The 12,747-nt window shown below is 75.4% G+C and carries 13 protein-coding genes; 4 read left to right on the top strand and 9 right to left on the bottom strand.

The window, feature by feature from the left end:
- Positions 1–71: 71 nt before the first annotated feature.
- The gene (locus ACFW6A_RS27600) at positions 72–449 is read left to right on the top strand and encodes a GntR family transcriptional regulator (protein ID WP_030494480.1); all 378 of its coding nucleotides are present in this window, start codon (positions 72–74) and stop codon (positions 447–449) included.
- Between the two features lie 45 nt (positions 450–494).
- Here ACFW6A_RS27600 and ACFW6A_RS27595 read toward each other — a convergent pair whose 3' ends face one another.
- The 4 genes from ACFW6A_RS27595 to ACFW6A_RS27580 form a co-directional block, all read right to left on the bottom strand.
- The gene (locus ACFW6A_RS27595) at positions 495–1,607 is read right to left on the bottom strand and encodes a DUF5925 domain-containing protein (RefSeq protein ID WP_351841897.1); all 1,113 of its coding nucleotides are present in this window, start codon (positions 1,605–1,607) and stop codon (positions 495–497) included.
- A gap of 74 nt (positions 1,608–1,681) precedes the next feature.
- A complete protein-coding gene (locus ACFW6A_RS27590) occupies positions 1,682–2,446 on the bottom strand; it encodes a polysaccharide deacetylase family protein (protein ID WP_386643659.1) in 765 nt (254 codons plus the stop codon).
- A gap of 98 nt (positions 2,447–2,544) precedes the next feature.
- Positions 2,545–3,606 (bottom strand): glycosyltransferase family 2 protein, encoded by a 1,062-nt coding sequence (locus ACFW6A_RS27585; protein ID WP_386643624.1) that lies wholly within the window; start codon positions 3,604–3,606, stop codon positions 2,545–2,547.
- The gene (locus ACFW6A_RS27580) at positions 3,603–4,439 is read right to left on the bottom strand and encodes a glycosyltransferase family 2 protein (RefSeq protein WP_351841893.1); all 837 of its coding nucleotides are present in this window, start codon (positions 4,437–4,439) and stop codon (positions 3,603–3,605) included. Before ACFW6A_RS27580 ends, ACFW6A_RS27585 begins: the two co-directional genes overlap by 4 nt.
- Before the next feature lie 634 nt (positions 4,440–5,073).
- On the opposite strand from ACFW6A_RS27580, the gene ACFW6A_RS27575 reads away from it, so the two are divergent.
- Complete coding sequence (locus tag ACFW6A_RS27575) at positions 5,074–5,880, top strand: SGNH/GDSL hydrolase family protein (protein WP_351841891.1); 807 nt, start codon at positions 5,074–5,076, stop codon at positions 5,878–5,880.
- Here the strand turns inward: ACFW6A_RS27575 and ACFW6A_RS27570 are convergent.
- Positions 5,864–6,889: a hypothetical protein gene (locus ACFW6A_RS27570; protein ID WP_386643621.1), complete on the bottom strand. Its 1,026-nt coding sequence runs from the start codon at positions 6,887–6,889 to the stop codon at positions 5,864–5,866. The two genes, ACFW6A_RS27575 and ACFW6A_RS27570, sit on opposite strands and share 17 nt — an antisense overlap.
- Positions 6,890–7,186: 297 nt before the next feature.
- Between ACFW6A_RS27570 and ACFW6A_RS27565 the strand changes: the two genes are divergently transcribed.
- Entirely contained in the window at positions 7,187–7,459 is a 273-nt protein-coding gene (locus ACFW6A_RS27565; RefSeq protein ID WP_386643618.1) for a hypothetical protein, read from the top strand.
- A 148-nt stretch (positions 7,460–7,607) separates the two neighbouring features.
- On the opposite strand, the gene ACFW6A_RS27560 is transcribed toward ACFW6A_RS27565, so the two are convergent.
- The 3 genes from ACFW6A_RS27560 to ACFW6A_RS27550 form a co-directional block, all read right to left on the bottom strand.
- Entirely contained in the window at positions 7,608–8,804 is a 1,197-nt protein-coding gene (locus tag ACFW6A_RS27560) for a CaiB/BaiF CoA-transferase family protein (protein WP_351841886.1), read from the bottom strand.
- A 68-nt stretch (positions 8,805–8,872) separates the two neighbouring features.
- Positions 8,873–9,649: an ABC transporter permease gene (locus ACFW6A_RS27555; protein ID WP_351841884.1), complete on the bottom strand. Its 777-nt coding sequence runs from the start codon at positions 9,647–9,649 to the stop codon at positions 8,873–8,875.
- Positions 9,646–10,584 (bottom strand): ATP-binding cassette domain-containing protein, encoded by a 939-nt coding sequence (locus tag ACFW6A_RS27550; RefSeq protein ID WP_351841882.1) that lies wholly within the window; start codon positions 10,582–10,584, stop codon positions 9,646–9,648. Before ACFW6A_RS27550 ends, ACFW6A_RS27555 begins: the two co-directional genes overlap by 4 nt.
- Before the next feature lie 61 nt (positions 10,585–10,645).
- Here ACFW6A_RS27550 and ACFW6A_RS27545 point away from each other — a divergent pair, with 61 nt between their 5' ends.
- Positions 10,646–11,392 carry a TetR/AcrR family transcriptional regulator gene (locus ACFW6A_RS27545; RefSeq protein ID WP_351841880.1) on the top strand — a complete coding sequence of 249 codons (747 nt, stop codon included), beginning with the start codon at positions 10,646–10,648 and terminating at the stop codon, positions 11,390–11,392.
- Here the strand turns inward: ACFW6A_RS27545 and ACFW6A_RS27540 are convergent.
- Positions 11,379–12,614, bottom strand: a complete 1,236-nt coding sequence (locus ACFW6A_RS27540; RefSeq protein ID WP_351841878.1) for a type ISP restriction/modification enzyme — start codon at positions 12,612–12,614, stop codon at positions 11,379–11,381. The genes ACFW6A_RS27545 and ACFW6A_RS27540 overlap by 14 nt on opposite strands.
- Positions 12,615–12,747 lie beyond the last annotated feature (133 nt).

The raw sequence follows: 12,747 nt of genomic DNA, 5'->3' as shown, positions 1-12,747 counted from the left end.
GGCCGCACGCTACGGCCGGGGCCGCACCGCCGCCTCCCATTTTCCGGTGGGGTGGGGGCAGAATCGGGCGGGTGACACTGACACTCGCCGTGGACCACCAGTCCACCACCGCCCCCTACGAACAGCTGCGCGCCCAGATCTCGGAGCGGGCCCGGTCGGGCAGACTCCCGGTCGGCTACAAGCTGCCGACGGTCCGGGGACTCGCGGAGCAGCTGGGGCTCGCCGCGAACACGGTCGCCAAGGCGTACAAGGCCCTGGAGTCCGACGGGGTCATCGAGACCCGGGGCCGGCACGGCACCTTCGTCGCGGCGGCGGGCGACGCCGCCAGCCGCCGGGCCGCCTCCGCCGCCGCGCAGTACGCGGAGGAGGCCTACCGCCTGGGCCTCACCCGGGACGAGGCCGAGGCCGCCGTGCGGGACGCGCTGAGGGCCGCGTACGACTCCGAGTGACGGACCGGGCCCGCCGGGAAGGCCCCCGGCGGGCCCGGTCCCCGCTCACAGGTAGAGACCGGGGGCGGGGGCGCGCTGCTCCGGGAGTTCGGTGGGGGAGGTCCCGCGCCGCAGCGCGAACAGCTCCGCCAGCGTGGCGCCCTCGGCCGGCACGCCCTCGTCCCGCCCCAGCCACGCCGCCGACTCGGCCCGGGTGAGCGGCCCGACCTCGATCCGCGCCAGGCAGCGGCCCGGGCGCACGATCGCCGGGTGCAGCCGCTCCAGGTCCTCGTTGGTGGTGAGCCCCACCAGCACGTTCCGGCCCTGCCCGAGCAGGCCGTCGGTGAGGTTCAGCAGCCGGGACAGCGCCTGGCCGGTGGCCTCCTTGGCCCCGCCCCGGATCAGCTCGTCGCAGTCCTCCAGGAGCAGCAGCCGCCACCGCTCCTTCTCCGTGCCGTCGCCGTCCTCGCCGATGGCGATGTCCATCAGGTAGCCGATGTCGTTGAAGAGCCGCTCGGGGTCGAGCACGCAGTCGACCTGGCACCAGTCCTGCCAGGACCTGGCGAGGGTGCGCAGCGCGGAGGTCTTGCCGGTGCCGGGCGGGCCGTGCAGCAGCAGGAGCCGGCCGGTGACGTCCTCGGGGGTCAGCTTCATCAGCCGGTCCATCGCGCCGGCCACCGGCGCCGTGTAGTTCGGCCGGGCCTCGTCCCAGGTGTCCGCGCTGATCCGGCGGGTCATCCGGCGCGGCCCGCGCTGCGGGGCGAGGTACCAGAAGCCCATGGTGACGTCCTCGGGCTCCGGTTCCGGCTCGTCCTTGGCGCCGTCCGTGGCCTCGGCGAGGATCCGCGCGGCCAGCTCGGGGTCGGTCGCGGTCACGGTGACGTCGGCGCGGTGCTTCCAGCGGGAGGAGAGGATCGTCCAGCCCTCGCCCTCGGCGAGGACGGAGCTGCGGTCCTCCTCCTTCGACCCCCACAGCACCCGGGCACCCGGCGGCAGCAGCGTCGCGTCGGGCTTGGCCCGGTCCAGGGTGAGGCCGTGCGCGTGCGGCTGGTCCCCGGTGGTGAACCGGTCGAGGAAGAGCGCGTCCATGACGTCGCCCGGCGAGTCGCTGTCGTCGAGGCTGACCGCGACCGGCAGCGACCGGCGCGGCCCGGACGGTACGGCGGGGGTGTCTGGCATGCCGCCATGATCCGCCAACCGCCCGGGCGGCGCACCGGGTTTTGCCGGGCGGGACGCGCCGCCCGCCGCCGCCCTCAGATCCAGTGCCCGCGCAGCGCGCCGCGCGCCCTGCGGACGAGGGCGTACCCCTTCGTCAGCGCCCGGTCGGCGGCGAAGTTCCGTCCGACGGCCCGGCCCTCGACGAGGCGGACGAACTCCTCGGTGGTGGTGGAGCGGCGCACGGTCACCCGTTCCAGCGCGTACGGTCCCTGGCGGCGGCGGGCGAGCGCGTTGCCGACCGCGAGCGCCTGGGCGAAGCCGGCCTCCCGGACGGTGGTGCGCACCCGGCGGCTGGAGTAGCCGTACGGGTAGGCGAAGGAGTCCGGCGCGGTGCCGGTCTCCTCGGCGACCAGCTCCCGGCAGCGCAGCGCCTCGAACCGCAGCCGCCGCGCGTCGAGCTGGTCCAGCTGGGGATGGCTGTGGCTGTGCCCGCCGATCTCGGTGCCCGCGGCGGCCAGTTCGCGCACCTGCTCCCAGGAGAGCATGGTGTCGAGGGCGCCTCCGGTGGCGTGCCGGCCGGGCAGCCAGCCGCTGGTGACGAAGACGGTGCTCGGGAAGGAGTGCCGGGCGAGCACCGGCAGGGCGTACCGGTGCACGCCCTCGTAGCCGTCGTCGAAGGTGACGAGCACCGGCCGCGGCGGCAGAGCCGCCCCGTCCCGCCAGGCGGCCGCGAGCGCGGCGGTGGTGACCGGGGTGAAGCCCCGTCCGGCCACCGCGTCCATCTGCGCGGCGAAGGCTTCGGGCGTCACGGAGAGCCCGAGCGTCGCGGGCGCCGGATCGGGGGCGACCGCGTGGTACATGAGGATCGGCACCGGGGCGGGGGCGGTCCCGGGCCCGGCGGCCCCGGACCCGCCGCGGTCCGTTCTCCGGCGCCCGGGGGCCCCGGCGGGGGTGCCGTTCACGCGGCCGCCCCCTCGGTGCTGGCCGCCGGCTCCCGGACCTCCGGCGGGGGCGCGGTCTCCGGCGCGATCGGGCCCCACGAGAAGGTGGGGGAGCCGCCGCGGCGGGCGCGGAGGGTGCCGAGCGCGTAGCCGCCGGCGGCGAGCGCCACGCCCGTGACGATGGACCCGGCCCGGCCCGCGCCGCCCGCGCGGCCGAGCAGGGCGTCCCGCACCCCGCGCAGCACTCCGGCGGGCAGCACCCGGCTGGTGTAGCGCCGCTCGGACTCCAGGCCCTTGCCGGCCCCGACGCTCTGGGCGACGAGGGCCTTCGACAGGCCCTCCGCGTAGACCCGGGTGCGGAAGTAGGCGAAGCGCTCGCGGGCGGCGGGCACCTTGTGGTGGATGACCGCCCGGTCGTCGATGAGGAGCACCGCGCCCGGCACCGCGCCGGCCAGCCGGATGCACAGCTCGGTCTCCTCGCAGCCGAGCGGGCGCCGGTCGCCGTCCCGGCCGATGCCGGTGGCGAAGCCGCCGGCGGCGTCGAAGGCGGTGCGCCGGAAGGAGGCGTTGCCGCCGAGGACGTTGCGGACCCGCACCCGGCCCGGGGGGAGCCCCCGGTACGTGCAGCCGACGACCCAGTCGAACTCCTCGGGGAACCACGCGGGCCGGCGGCCGGAGGCCCAGACGGGCAGCGTGCGTCCGCCGACGGCGACGACCTCGGGGTCCTCGTACCCGGCCGCGAAGTGGTGGAGCCAGTCGTGCTCGGCCACCGCGTCGTCGTCGAGGAAGGCGACGAAGGCGCCGCGGGCGGCGGCGATGCCGGTGTTGCGGCCGGAGGAGAGGCCGCGGGGGCCCGCGTTGGCGAGGACCCGGACCTCCGCGCGGTCGCGTGCGTCCGCGAACTCCTCGGTGAGCCGGTGGAGGAGCCGCTCGTTGTGGTCGACGACGAGCAGGGTCTCCAGCGGCGGCAGCGACTGCTTCCGGACGGATTCGACGGCGGCGAGGATGTCCCCCCACCGCTCCTCCGTGTAGACGCAGATCACCACCGAGAAGCGGGGCGGGGCCGGACGGTCGCTCAAGAGACCTCTCCCCGGGGGACGTTGACCGAGAAGGCGGCGGGGCGGCGGAGCGCCCGGGCGGCCTTCGGGACGCGCTTCTCCCGGAGGATCACCTTCAGGACCCGGATGCCGTCGCGCACCGCGTTGAGGTTGCTGACGCCGTGGATCCGCAGGTACTCGTGGCTCGGGACCTCCTGCACCTTCAGGCCGGCCTTGACGACCCGGATGTTGATGAGGGTCTCGATCTCGAAACCGGTGCAGTCGAGGGCGATCTTGTCGAGGCAGTGCTTCCAGAAGGCGTTGTATCCGTAGCAGAGATCGGTGTAGCGGGCGCCGAACTTGCGGTTGACGAGCGAGCAGAGCACCCAGTTGCCGAGCCGGCGGATGCCGGTCATGTCGTCGGTGCCGCCGCCGTTCGCGAAGCGCGAGCCCTTGGCGAAGTCCGCGCCCCCGACCAGGGCGGAGACGTAGGAGACGATCTCCTGTCCGTCGGCGGAGCCGTCGGCGTCGACCATCACGATGATGTCGCCGGTGCAGGCGGCGAAGCCGCTGATCAGGGCGTCGCCCTTGCCCTTGCCGACCTGCTTGACGACCTTGACGTCGGGCCGGAGTTCCCGGGCCACCTCGATGGTGTTGTCCGTCGAATTTCCGTCGACGAGGACGACTTCGTGAATCCATTCCGGCAGTGTCTTGAACACGTACGGAAGATTTTCCGCTTCATTCATCGCGGGAATGACGACACTCACCGGGGGAGTGATCGCCAGATGGTTCGTGATGGCCCGGTATCGGGCGTCTATTCGACTCGGCTCGGTGAATTCACGGCCCGTGGTGGCCGGGCGCAGGAACGAGCTCATCGGTCGGTCTCCCTCTCGTCCGGTGGGCGGCCCACCCCTGGGCGGCCCGATCGAATGTCCGGTTCGAAAGGGGGGTTCTCGCCATCCCCGCGCGGAAGCGATCTCCTTGCGAGACCGGCGAGTTGGCATGACTGGCCGCGCGGTACCCGCGACCCGGCGCACATGGACACGCCGAGCACGGCACCCCCCTACCGCGCCCCGCTCCGGGACCCATCGCGATGCCGGCGCCTTCCCCTGAGTCGCTTGCCGATGGGCCGATGCGGGTGAGATGTACGACGGTATTGATGAATGGGACTGTATGGCAAGTCCCGCTGGAGCGACCCGGTTTCTGTCACTTTGGCGAGCGAAAGCCGCTCGTAAGCGCTCTCCCGGTGATCGGATTCGATCAATCCGTTTCCGGGGTGGGAGGGGTGGGGCCCGGTCGCGCTCCTGTGCGGAGCCGGGCGACCGAGTCGTGATCACGTTCGACCGGAATCCGGGAGGGGAGCTTCCGGTTCCTCAGGTGGCCGAAAACGCATGGCTCCTGAGGGATGTTCACTCACTCTCCAGGGTCAGTTTTGACATGAACACTTCCGCGCGGGCGGATCCGATGCTACTTCCTGGTAGCGCAGAGATCCTGCTACAGGGAGGTTCCATGAAACTGTCGCGATTCGCGGCCTTCGCGTCCTCGCTCCTGCTCGGTTCCGTCCTCGCCCTGACCGGGGCGGGGGCCGCCCAGGCCGCCGAGTCCGCCGCCCTCGACTACGTCGCCCTCGGCGACTCCTACTCCTCCGGCGTCGGCGCCGGCAGCTACGACAGCGCCAGCGGCGACTGCAAGCGCTCCACCAAGGCCTACCCGCGCCTCTGGGCCAACGCCAACGCGCCCTCGTCCTTCGCCTTCACGGCCTGCTCCGGCGCCGTCACCACCGACGTCACCGGCAAGCAGCTCGGCCCGCTCTCCTCCGCCACCGACCTCGTCTCGATCACCATCGGCGGCAACGACGCGGGCTTCGCCGACGTCATGACGACCTGTGTGCTCCAGTCGGAGTCCACCTGCGTCAACCGGGTGAACCAGGCGAAGGCGTACGTCGACTCCACCCTCCCGGCCCGGCTCGACGCCGTGTACGACGCGATTCGCGCCAAGGCCCCGGCCGCCCGCGTCGTCGTCCTCGGCTACCCGCGCTTCTACCAGCTGAGCGGCAGCTGCATCGCCGGCCTCAGCGAGACCGAGCGGGCGGCCATCAACGGCGCCTCCGACCACCTCAACGCCGCCGTCGCCAAGCGCGCGGCCGATCACGGCTTCGCCTTCGCCAGCGTCGTCCCCGCCTTCACCGGCCACGAGATCTGCTCCGGTTCGGCCTGGCTGCACAGCGTCAACTGGCTCAACATCGGCGAGTCCTACCACCCGACGGCCGCCGGTCAGTCGGGCGGCTACCTCCCGAGCTTCAGGAGCGCGGCGTAGCGGCGGGTCCCCCCACCTCCGCACCCGTACCCGTGGCGCCGGGAACGGCCGGAGCGGTGCTCGACGCCCCGCCCCCGCCCGGACCGGCGCCCGGACCCTCGTCCCTGACGGCCTGCCAGACCAGCGCACCCGCGATCACCAGCAGCCCGGCGACGCCGGCCGCGATCACCGCGCCCCGCCGGGGCCCCCGCCGGCCCTCCGCGCCCGCGCGCTCCTCCGTACGCGCCCCGCGCACGCCACCGGGGCCGCCGTGCTCCCGATCGTCCTCCCGGGCCTCCGGGCGCCCCGGCGCGCGCTCCGCCGCCCCGCCGGCCGTGACGTCCCCCCGGGGCCGCTCCCCGGCTCCGGCCGCCTCCTCCAGTTCCCGTACGGCCCCGGCGCGCACGCCCGCGTCCCGGTCGGCCAGGCCCTCCACCACCGGCGCCAGCGGCCCGGTCCGCGGATCGGCGACCATCCCGCCGAGCAGCGCGCCCAGCGCCCGCAGGTCCTCCTCCGGGCCCGGCGGCGGCGCGTCCGGCGCCTCGCCCCGCGCCGAGGTCCCGGTGGCCACCCCGGTCACCACCACCCGCCCGTCGTTCGCCAGCAGCACCCGGTCGGGACCGGGATCGCGGTAGGGGACGCCGGCCTCCCGGGCCGCCCGCAGTGCCGCCAGCACGCCGAGCGCGACCCGCGCCGCCTCCCGGTCGGGCAGCGGCCCGCCCGCCTCCAGGGTCTCCGCCAGCGTCAGCCCGCGGACCAGCTCCATCACGATCCACGGCCGGCCGTGCTCCACGACCACGTCGTACACCTCGGCCACCCCGGGGCCGGTGATCGCCGCCGCGGCCCGCGCCTCGCGCTCGACCCGCGCGTACAGCGGCCGCTCCTCCGTCTCGGGCGTGCCCGGCGGGGCGTGCACCTCCTTGACGGCCACCTCGCGGCCGAGCGCCTCGTCCCGGGCGCGCCAGACGATCCCCGCCGCGCCCTCCGCGAGGGCGTCGAGCAGCCGGTAACGGCCCGCGATCAGCGTCATGCAGCCACGGTAGCCGCGGCACGGGCGGGTGGCGACCCGCCCGTACGGAGTCCGGTGGCGCAGATCACACCGGTCTCCGGGGCCGCAGGTCGGGGGCCGGGGTGCAGGATGGTTCATGACGGTTCGGCAGGTGTTCGAACCCTGTCCAAGTCGCCCTGGAATCGGCCGTATTCGCAGAGTGACCGTCAACCCCCGTACGAGTGCTGTGAATCCCGTCGGCGGGATACACGCGTGTCACCGTGGGGCGATAGGGTTAACCTGCCCGGGCCGGGTGCCCTCGTACGGGTGGGGAGTGACATGGAACAGATAACGATGCGCAGCAGGCCGCGTGTGCCTGCCATCACCTGCGGGAGCAGCGCGACCAGTTCGCGCCTCGACCGCCATCTCGCGGTGCTCGGCGGTCCCGCCGTGCCCCAGCGCGAGGCGGCGGAGGCGACGCTGCTCATGCGGGAACTGACGACGCGTCGGCACGAGGCGCCGGTCCAGAGCCCGCACGGCGACCGTGCGCGCGTCTCGCTCTTCGCCCCGCTCCGCCGTCTGCGCCGCACCCTCTTCGGCTCGCGCCACTAGCGCCCCGCCGCGCGCCAGGGCAGCGGAGCCGCGTCCCCGACGCGACCCGGCCGCCCCGGTGCGCCGCCCGTCCCCACCCGCACGCCGAGAGCGCCGGACGCGTCCCCGCCAGTCCGGCGCTTCGTCGTACCCGCCCCCGGGGCCCCGCTCAGGCGATCACGCCGGCCGCCCGCAGCTCCTCCACCTCCGCCGCCGGCACGCCCAGCTCCGCGAGGACGCCGTCGGTGGACTCGCCCAGCGCCGGGATCCGCCCCATCGGCGCCTCCGGGCCGTCCGGGAAGACGACCGGCGGGAGCAGCGACGGGAGCGGGCCCGCGGGGGAGTCCACCGGGCGCCAGCGGTCCCGCGCAGCCAGCTGCGGGTGCCGCACCAGCTCCGCCACCGAGTTGAGCCGCGCGCAGGCGATCCCCGCCGCGTCCAGCCGGGCCACCGCCTCGGCCGCCGGCAGCGCGGCGAGGGCCGTGCCGACCGCCGCGTCGGTCGCCGCCCGGCGCGCCACCCGTGCCGGGTTGGTCGCGAAGTCCGGGTCGTCGGCGAGTTCCGGCCGCTCCAGGACCCGCTCGGCGAGCCGCCGCCACTCCCGGTCGTTCTGCACCGAGAGCAGCACCAGGCCGCCGTCGGCCGTCGGATAGGCGTCGTAGGGCGCGATCACCGCATGCGCGAGCCCCGTGCGCGCCGGGGCCGTGCCCCCGTGCGCCCCGTGGTGCAGGGGGTGGCCCATCCACTCCGCGAGCGCGTCGAACAGCGACACCTCCACGGGCCCGCCCCGGCCCGTCGTGCCGCGCCGGACGAGGGCGGCGAGGACGCCCGCGTACGCGTACATCCCGGCCGCGATGTCGGCGGCCGGGATGCCGGACTTGACGGGCTCCTCGGGGGTGCCGGTGACCGAGACGAGGCCGGTCTCGCACTGGACGAGCATGTCGTACGCCCTCCGGTGGGCGTACGGGCCGTCCGGGCCGTAGCCGGAGACGTCCACGGCGACCAGCCGGGGGTGCGCGGCGCAGAGCGTGGCCGCGTCGAGGCCGAGCCGGGCCGCGGCGCCGTGCGCCAGGTTCTGCACGAAGACGTCGGCGCCCGCCACCAGCCGCCGCGCCAGCGCGAGTCCGCGCGGGTCCTTGAGGTCGAGGGCGACCGACTCCTTGCCGCGGTTGCACCAGACGAAGTGCGAGGCCAGCCCCCGGGCCGCCGTGTCGTAGCCGCGGGCGAAGTCGCCGCCGTCGGGCCGCTCGATCTTGACGACCCGGGCGCCGAGGTCGGCGAGCTGGCGGGTGGCGAAGGGCGCGGCGACGGCCTGCTCGACGGAGACGACGGTGATCCCGTCCAGGGGGAGTGGCTGAGTGCTCATGCCCGTCTGCCTACCGCGCCGGTGCGGCCGCTGTCATCAGGGCCTGGATCACTCCGCCGCGGGGCGGGTCAGCGGCGCGCGTACCGGTGGACGGCGAGCGGGACGACGACCGCGAGGAGTCCGAGGGACCAGAGCAGCGAGCCCGCCACCGGGTGGGCCACCGGCCAGGCGGCGCCGGTGGGCACGGGCGCGTTGCCGAAGAGCGCCCGGACGGCGGTGGCGACGGCGGAGATCGGGTTCCACTCCGCGAGCGTCCGCAGCCAGCCCGGCATGCCGTCGGTGGGGAGGTACGCGTTCGAGAGCAGCGGCAGCATGAAGGTGGCGCTGCCGAGCTGGCCCGCCGCCTCCTCGCTCTCGGACACCCGGCCGAGCAGGATCCCCGCCCAGGTGGCGGCGGAGCGGAAGAGCAGCAGCAGGCCGAAGGCGCCCAGGGCCTCCAGCGCGGTGCCCTCGATCCGCCAGCCCATGGCGAGCCCCACCAGCACCATCGGGACGGTGCCGACCGCGCAGACGAGGAGATCGGCGACGGCCTGCCCGAGCGGCACGGCGGCGCGGCTCACCGGAAGGGTGAGGAAGCGGTCCATGACGCCCCGGTGGGTGTCCTGGGCGGCCTGGAACATGCCGGTCATCAGCCCGCCGGCGGCGGTGGCGACGAGCAGGCCCGGTACCAGGAAGGAGCGGTACTCGGCGCCGGGCACGGCGAGCGCGCCGCCGAGGACGTACCCGAAGAAGAGCAGGAAGACGATCGGCATCGTTTGGGTCATGACGGTGATCGCGGGGGCGTGCCGGATCCGCCGCAGGTTGCGGCCGACCAGGGCGGTGCCTTCGAGGGCGAGGGCGTTCACGCGGCGGTCTCCTTCCGTCCGGTGAGGCGCAGGAACACCTCGTCGAGGGTGGGCGGACGCAGCGAGGCGTCGACGATGCGGATCCCGGCGGCGTCGATCTCGCGGACCAGCCGGGGCAGGGTGAGGGCGGGATCGGTGGTGACCGCGCCGACCGTGCGGCGCTCGGCGTCCAGGACCGGCGCCGAGCCGGTCAGCCGGTCCAGGACCGCCGCGGCGGGCTCCAGGGGCCCGGTTCCGGCGAGGACGACCTCGGCGCGGCTGCCGACGAGCGCCTTCAGTTGGGCGGGGGTGCCGCGGTGGGCGGCCCGGCCGTCCTCGACGAGCACGATGTCGTCGGCGAGCCGGTCGGCCTCCTCCAGGTACTGGGTGGTGAGCACCACGGTGGTGCCCCGGTCCGCGAGCCCGCGCACGGCGTCCCAGATCGTGTTCCGGCTGCGCGGGTCGAGGCCGGTGGTCGGCTCGTCGAGGAAGAGGACCGAAGGCCGGGCGAGCAGTCCCGCGGCGAGGTCGAGGCGGCGGAGCATCCCGCCGGAGTAGGTGCGGGCGAGCCGGTCCGCGGCCCCGGCGAGGCCGAATTCCTCCAGGAGCTCGTCGGCCCGGGCGCGCGGGAGGCGGAGCAGCCGGGCGAAGAGGCGGAGGTTCTCGGCGCCGGTGAGGTCGCCGTCGACGGAGGCGTACTGGCCCGTGACGGCGATCCGGCGGCGTACGGCGGCCGGGTCGCGGACCAGGTCGTGGCCGGCGATCCGGGCGCTGCCGGCGTCGGGCGCGAGGAGGGTGGTGAGGATCCGGACGGCGGTGGTCTTCCCGGCGCCGTTGGGGCCGAGGAGGCCGCAGACGGTCCCCTCGGGGACCGCGAGGTCGAGTCCGCGCAGGGCGTGGACCTCGCCGTACCGCTTCTCCAGACCCTCACTCAGTACAGCGTACGTAGTTTCCATGGCGGCACCGTACCGCACTACGTACGGTGTACGTAACTACGATGGGGAGCGAGGTGATGAGATGGCGGGCCGAGCGGCCGAACCCGAAGTGATCTGGGCGCGCCCCGAGCGCGCGGGCCGTGGCCCCCGGCCGGCCTTCAGCAGGCAGGACGTGGTCGACGCCGCCGTCCGCCTCGCGGACGCCGACGGCATCGACGCGGTCTCCATGCGCCGCGTCGCCGCCGAACTCGGCTGCGGCACCATGTCGCTCTACAACTACGTCCCCCGCAAGGAGGACCTGTACGAGCTGATGGTCGACGCCGCGAGCGCCGAGTACGTCTTCCCCGACCGCCCCAGCGGCGACTGGCGGGCCGACATGACCGACCTCGCGTACCAGACCCGCGCGATCATGTACCGGCACCCGTGGCTCTCCCGGGTCATGACCACCGCCTACGGCTTCAGCCCGAACGCCCTGCGCTACCTGGAGTGGAGCCTCGGCTGCCTCACCCCGCTCGACCTGCCCGCCGGGCTCAAGATGCAGCTCATCGCCATGATCAACGGCACGGTCATGGCCACCGTCCGCAACGAGCAGGCCATCGCCGAACGCGCCCGCGGACTGCCCTGGTCAGAGGCGGAGGAGCAGGCCGTGCGCGGCGCCTACCTCATGGGCCAGGTGGCGAGCGGACGGTACCCCCACCTCGCCGCGCTGCTCGCCGAGTCCGCCGCCCCCGCCGACCCGGAGGAGATCTTCGCGCTCACCCTCGCGCGGCTGCTCGACTCCTTCGCCGCCGCCGCGGGACCGGCCGCAGAGCCCGTCACACCAGAGTGAACTGGCCCCCCGGGCCCTCCTCCCGGTGGTCGAGCACCGAGGCGGGACGACGCGCCCCGTCCGGCACCGGCAGCACCCCGGCCGCGCGCAGCGCCGACCGCCCCGGACCGCCGCCGGCGGTGAAGGGGGCGCGGTCCGGCTCGCGCGCGCCGAGCAGGGCCAGCACCGTGACCAGGCCGAGGAGTTCGGAGGTCCACTCCTGCGGCCAGGCCGCCGGGCCGATCGCCTCCAGCGAGCCCGGCTCGGCCGGTGCGGTCCGGCGGGCGAACCACTGCTCCAGTACCCGCACCCCGCCGACCCGGTACTCCCAGGCCGCCTCGGGGACCGGCGAGACCAGGCCCCCGCCGACGCTCAGCACCTCGCCCCCGGGGTCGTACGTGAGCGAGTCCGGGCGCGCCGGGAACGCCGCCCGCACATAGGGCCGCCGCCCGCCCGGCAGCCGCGGCCGGGCCCCGGTCAGCGCGCCCCGCAGCTGGACGTCCACCAGCTCCCGGCCGAGCGCCACGCCCGCCTCCCACGCCTCCGGCCCGGCCGGCAGCGGCACCCGGCAGCCGGCGGGGGAGGGGACCGCGGCCGCGGCGGCCCAGGCGAGCCACTGGCCCGGATCGACCGGCCGCCCGCGCCCGCAGTGCTCCCGGAGGAAGCCGAGCAGCCCCGGCGCGAGGTTCGGTTCCCGGCCGCCGGGCCGCCGGAAGAGCGGCCGGATCCGGCCCGGCCGGCCCGCGGGGGAACGCCCCTCGGGCAGCGCGCCGGTCACCAGCAGCGGAGGCCCGGCCGCCCCCGGCACGTACCCCTGCTCCACGGCGAAGACCTGCGGCCCGCCCGCCACCCGCCACAGCTCGGGCCGGGCGGTGTCGAGCAGCCGGTGGTCGGGCAGCAGCCACTGCTCGTCGAAGGGCCCGGTCAGCACCCGCACGGCCTCGGGGCAGGGCCCGGCCTCGTGGGCGAACCGCCCGGTCCCGGTCCGTTGCCCGGGCAGCGCCGCCACCGCCGTCCCCGTCGTCCGCGCCCGGCTCGGCCGGAACAGCGCCTCCCGCTCCCCGCCCTCCGCCGCGACCAGCCGGTCCCACCGCCCGCGCAGCGTCCGGAGGTCCGGCGCGACGACCCACGCCCGGCCGAACCGCAGCGGCGCCACCGACCACGGCATCAACTCGTCGAGCAGGGGCACGTCGTCGTCCGGTGGAGGGGCCTGCGGCCGGGAAGCCTCTGTCACGCCCCGCATGCTAATCCGTCACCCCGCGCAGGCACACGAGCGCCGTCCGTGCGCACCCGGCGGCGGGCGGCCCGGTCGGCGGACACGGCGCCACCGGCGGGACGGCGGCGGAGCCACCGGCTCGCGCGGCACCAGCCCCTCG

The sequence above is a fragment of the Streptomyces sp. NPDC058758 genome (assembly GCF_042746075.1).
Classification (GTDB): Bacteria; Actinomycetota; Actinomycetes; order Streptomycetales; family Streptomycetaceae; genus Streptomyces.
The sequence above is the reverse complement of the archived record's forward strand: the minus strand, read 5'-3'. Positions and strand labels throughout refer to the sequence as shown.

Coding starts and splice junctions, on each gene's coding strand:
- ACFW6A_RS27595 (WP_351841897.1), bottom strand. CDS start 1,607: ATGCCAGACACCCCCGCCGTACCGTCCGGGCCGCGCCGGTCGCTGCCG.
- ACFW6A_RS27590 (WP_386643659.1), bottom strand. CDS start 2,446: ATGTACCACGCGGTCGCCCCCGATCCGGCGCCCGCGACGCTCGGGCTC.
- ACFW6A_RS27580 (WP_351841893.1), bottom strand. CDS start 4,439: ATGAGCTCGTTCCTGCGCCCGGCCACCACGGGCCGTGAATTCACCGAG.
- ACFW6A_RS27575 (WP_351841891.1), top strand. CDS start 5,074: ATGAAACTGTCGCGATTCGCGGCCTTCGCGTCCTCGCTCCTGCTCGGT.
- ACFW6A_RS27570 (WP_386643621.1), bottom strand. CDS start 6,889: ATGACGCTGATCGCGGGCCGTTACCGGCTGCTCGACGCCCTCGCGGAG.
- ACFW6A_RS27565 (WP_386643618.1), top strand. CDS start 7,187: ATGGAACAGATAACGATGCGCAGCAGGCCGCGTGTGCCTGCCATCACC.
- ACFW6A_RS27560 (WP_351841886.1), bottom strand. CDS start 8,804: ATGAGCACTCAGCCACTCCCCCTGGACGGGATCACCGTCGTCTCCGTC.
- ACFW6A_RS27550 (WP_351841882.1), bottom strand. CDS start 10,584: ATGGAAACTACGTACGCTGTACTGAGTGAGGGTCTGGAGAAGCGGTAC.
- ACFW6A_RS27545 (WP_351841880.1), top strand. CDS start 10,646: ATGGCGGGCCGAGCGGCCGAACCCGAAGTGATCTGGGCGCGCCCCGAG.
- ACFW6A_RS27540 (WP_351841878.1), bottom strand. CDS start 12,614: ATGCGGGGCGTGACAGAGGCTTCCCGGCCGCAGGCCCCTCCACCGGAC.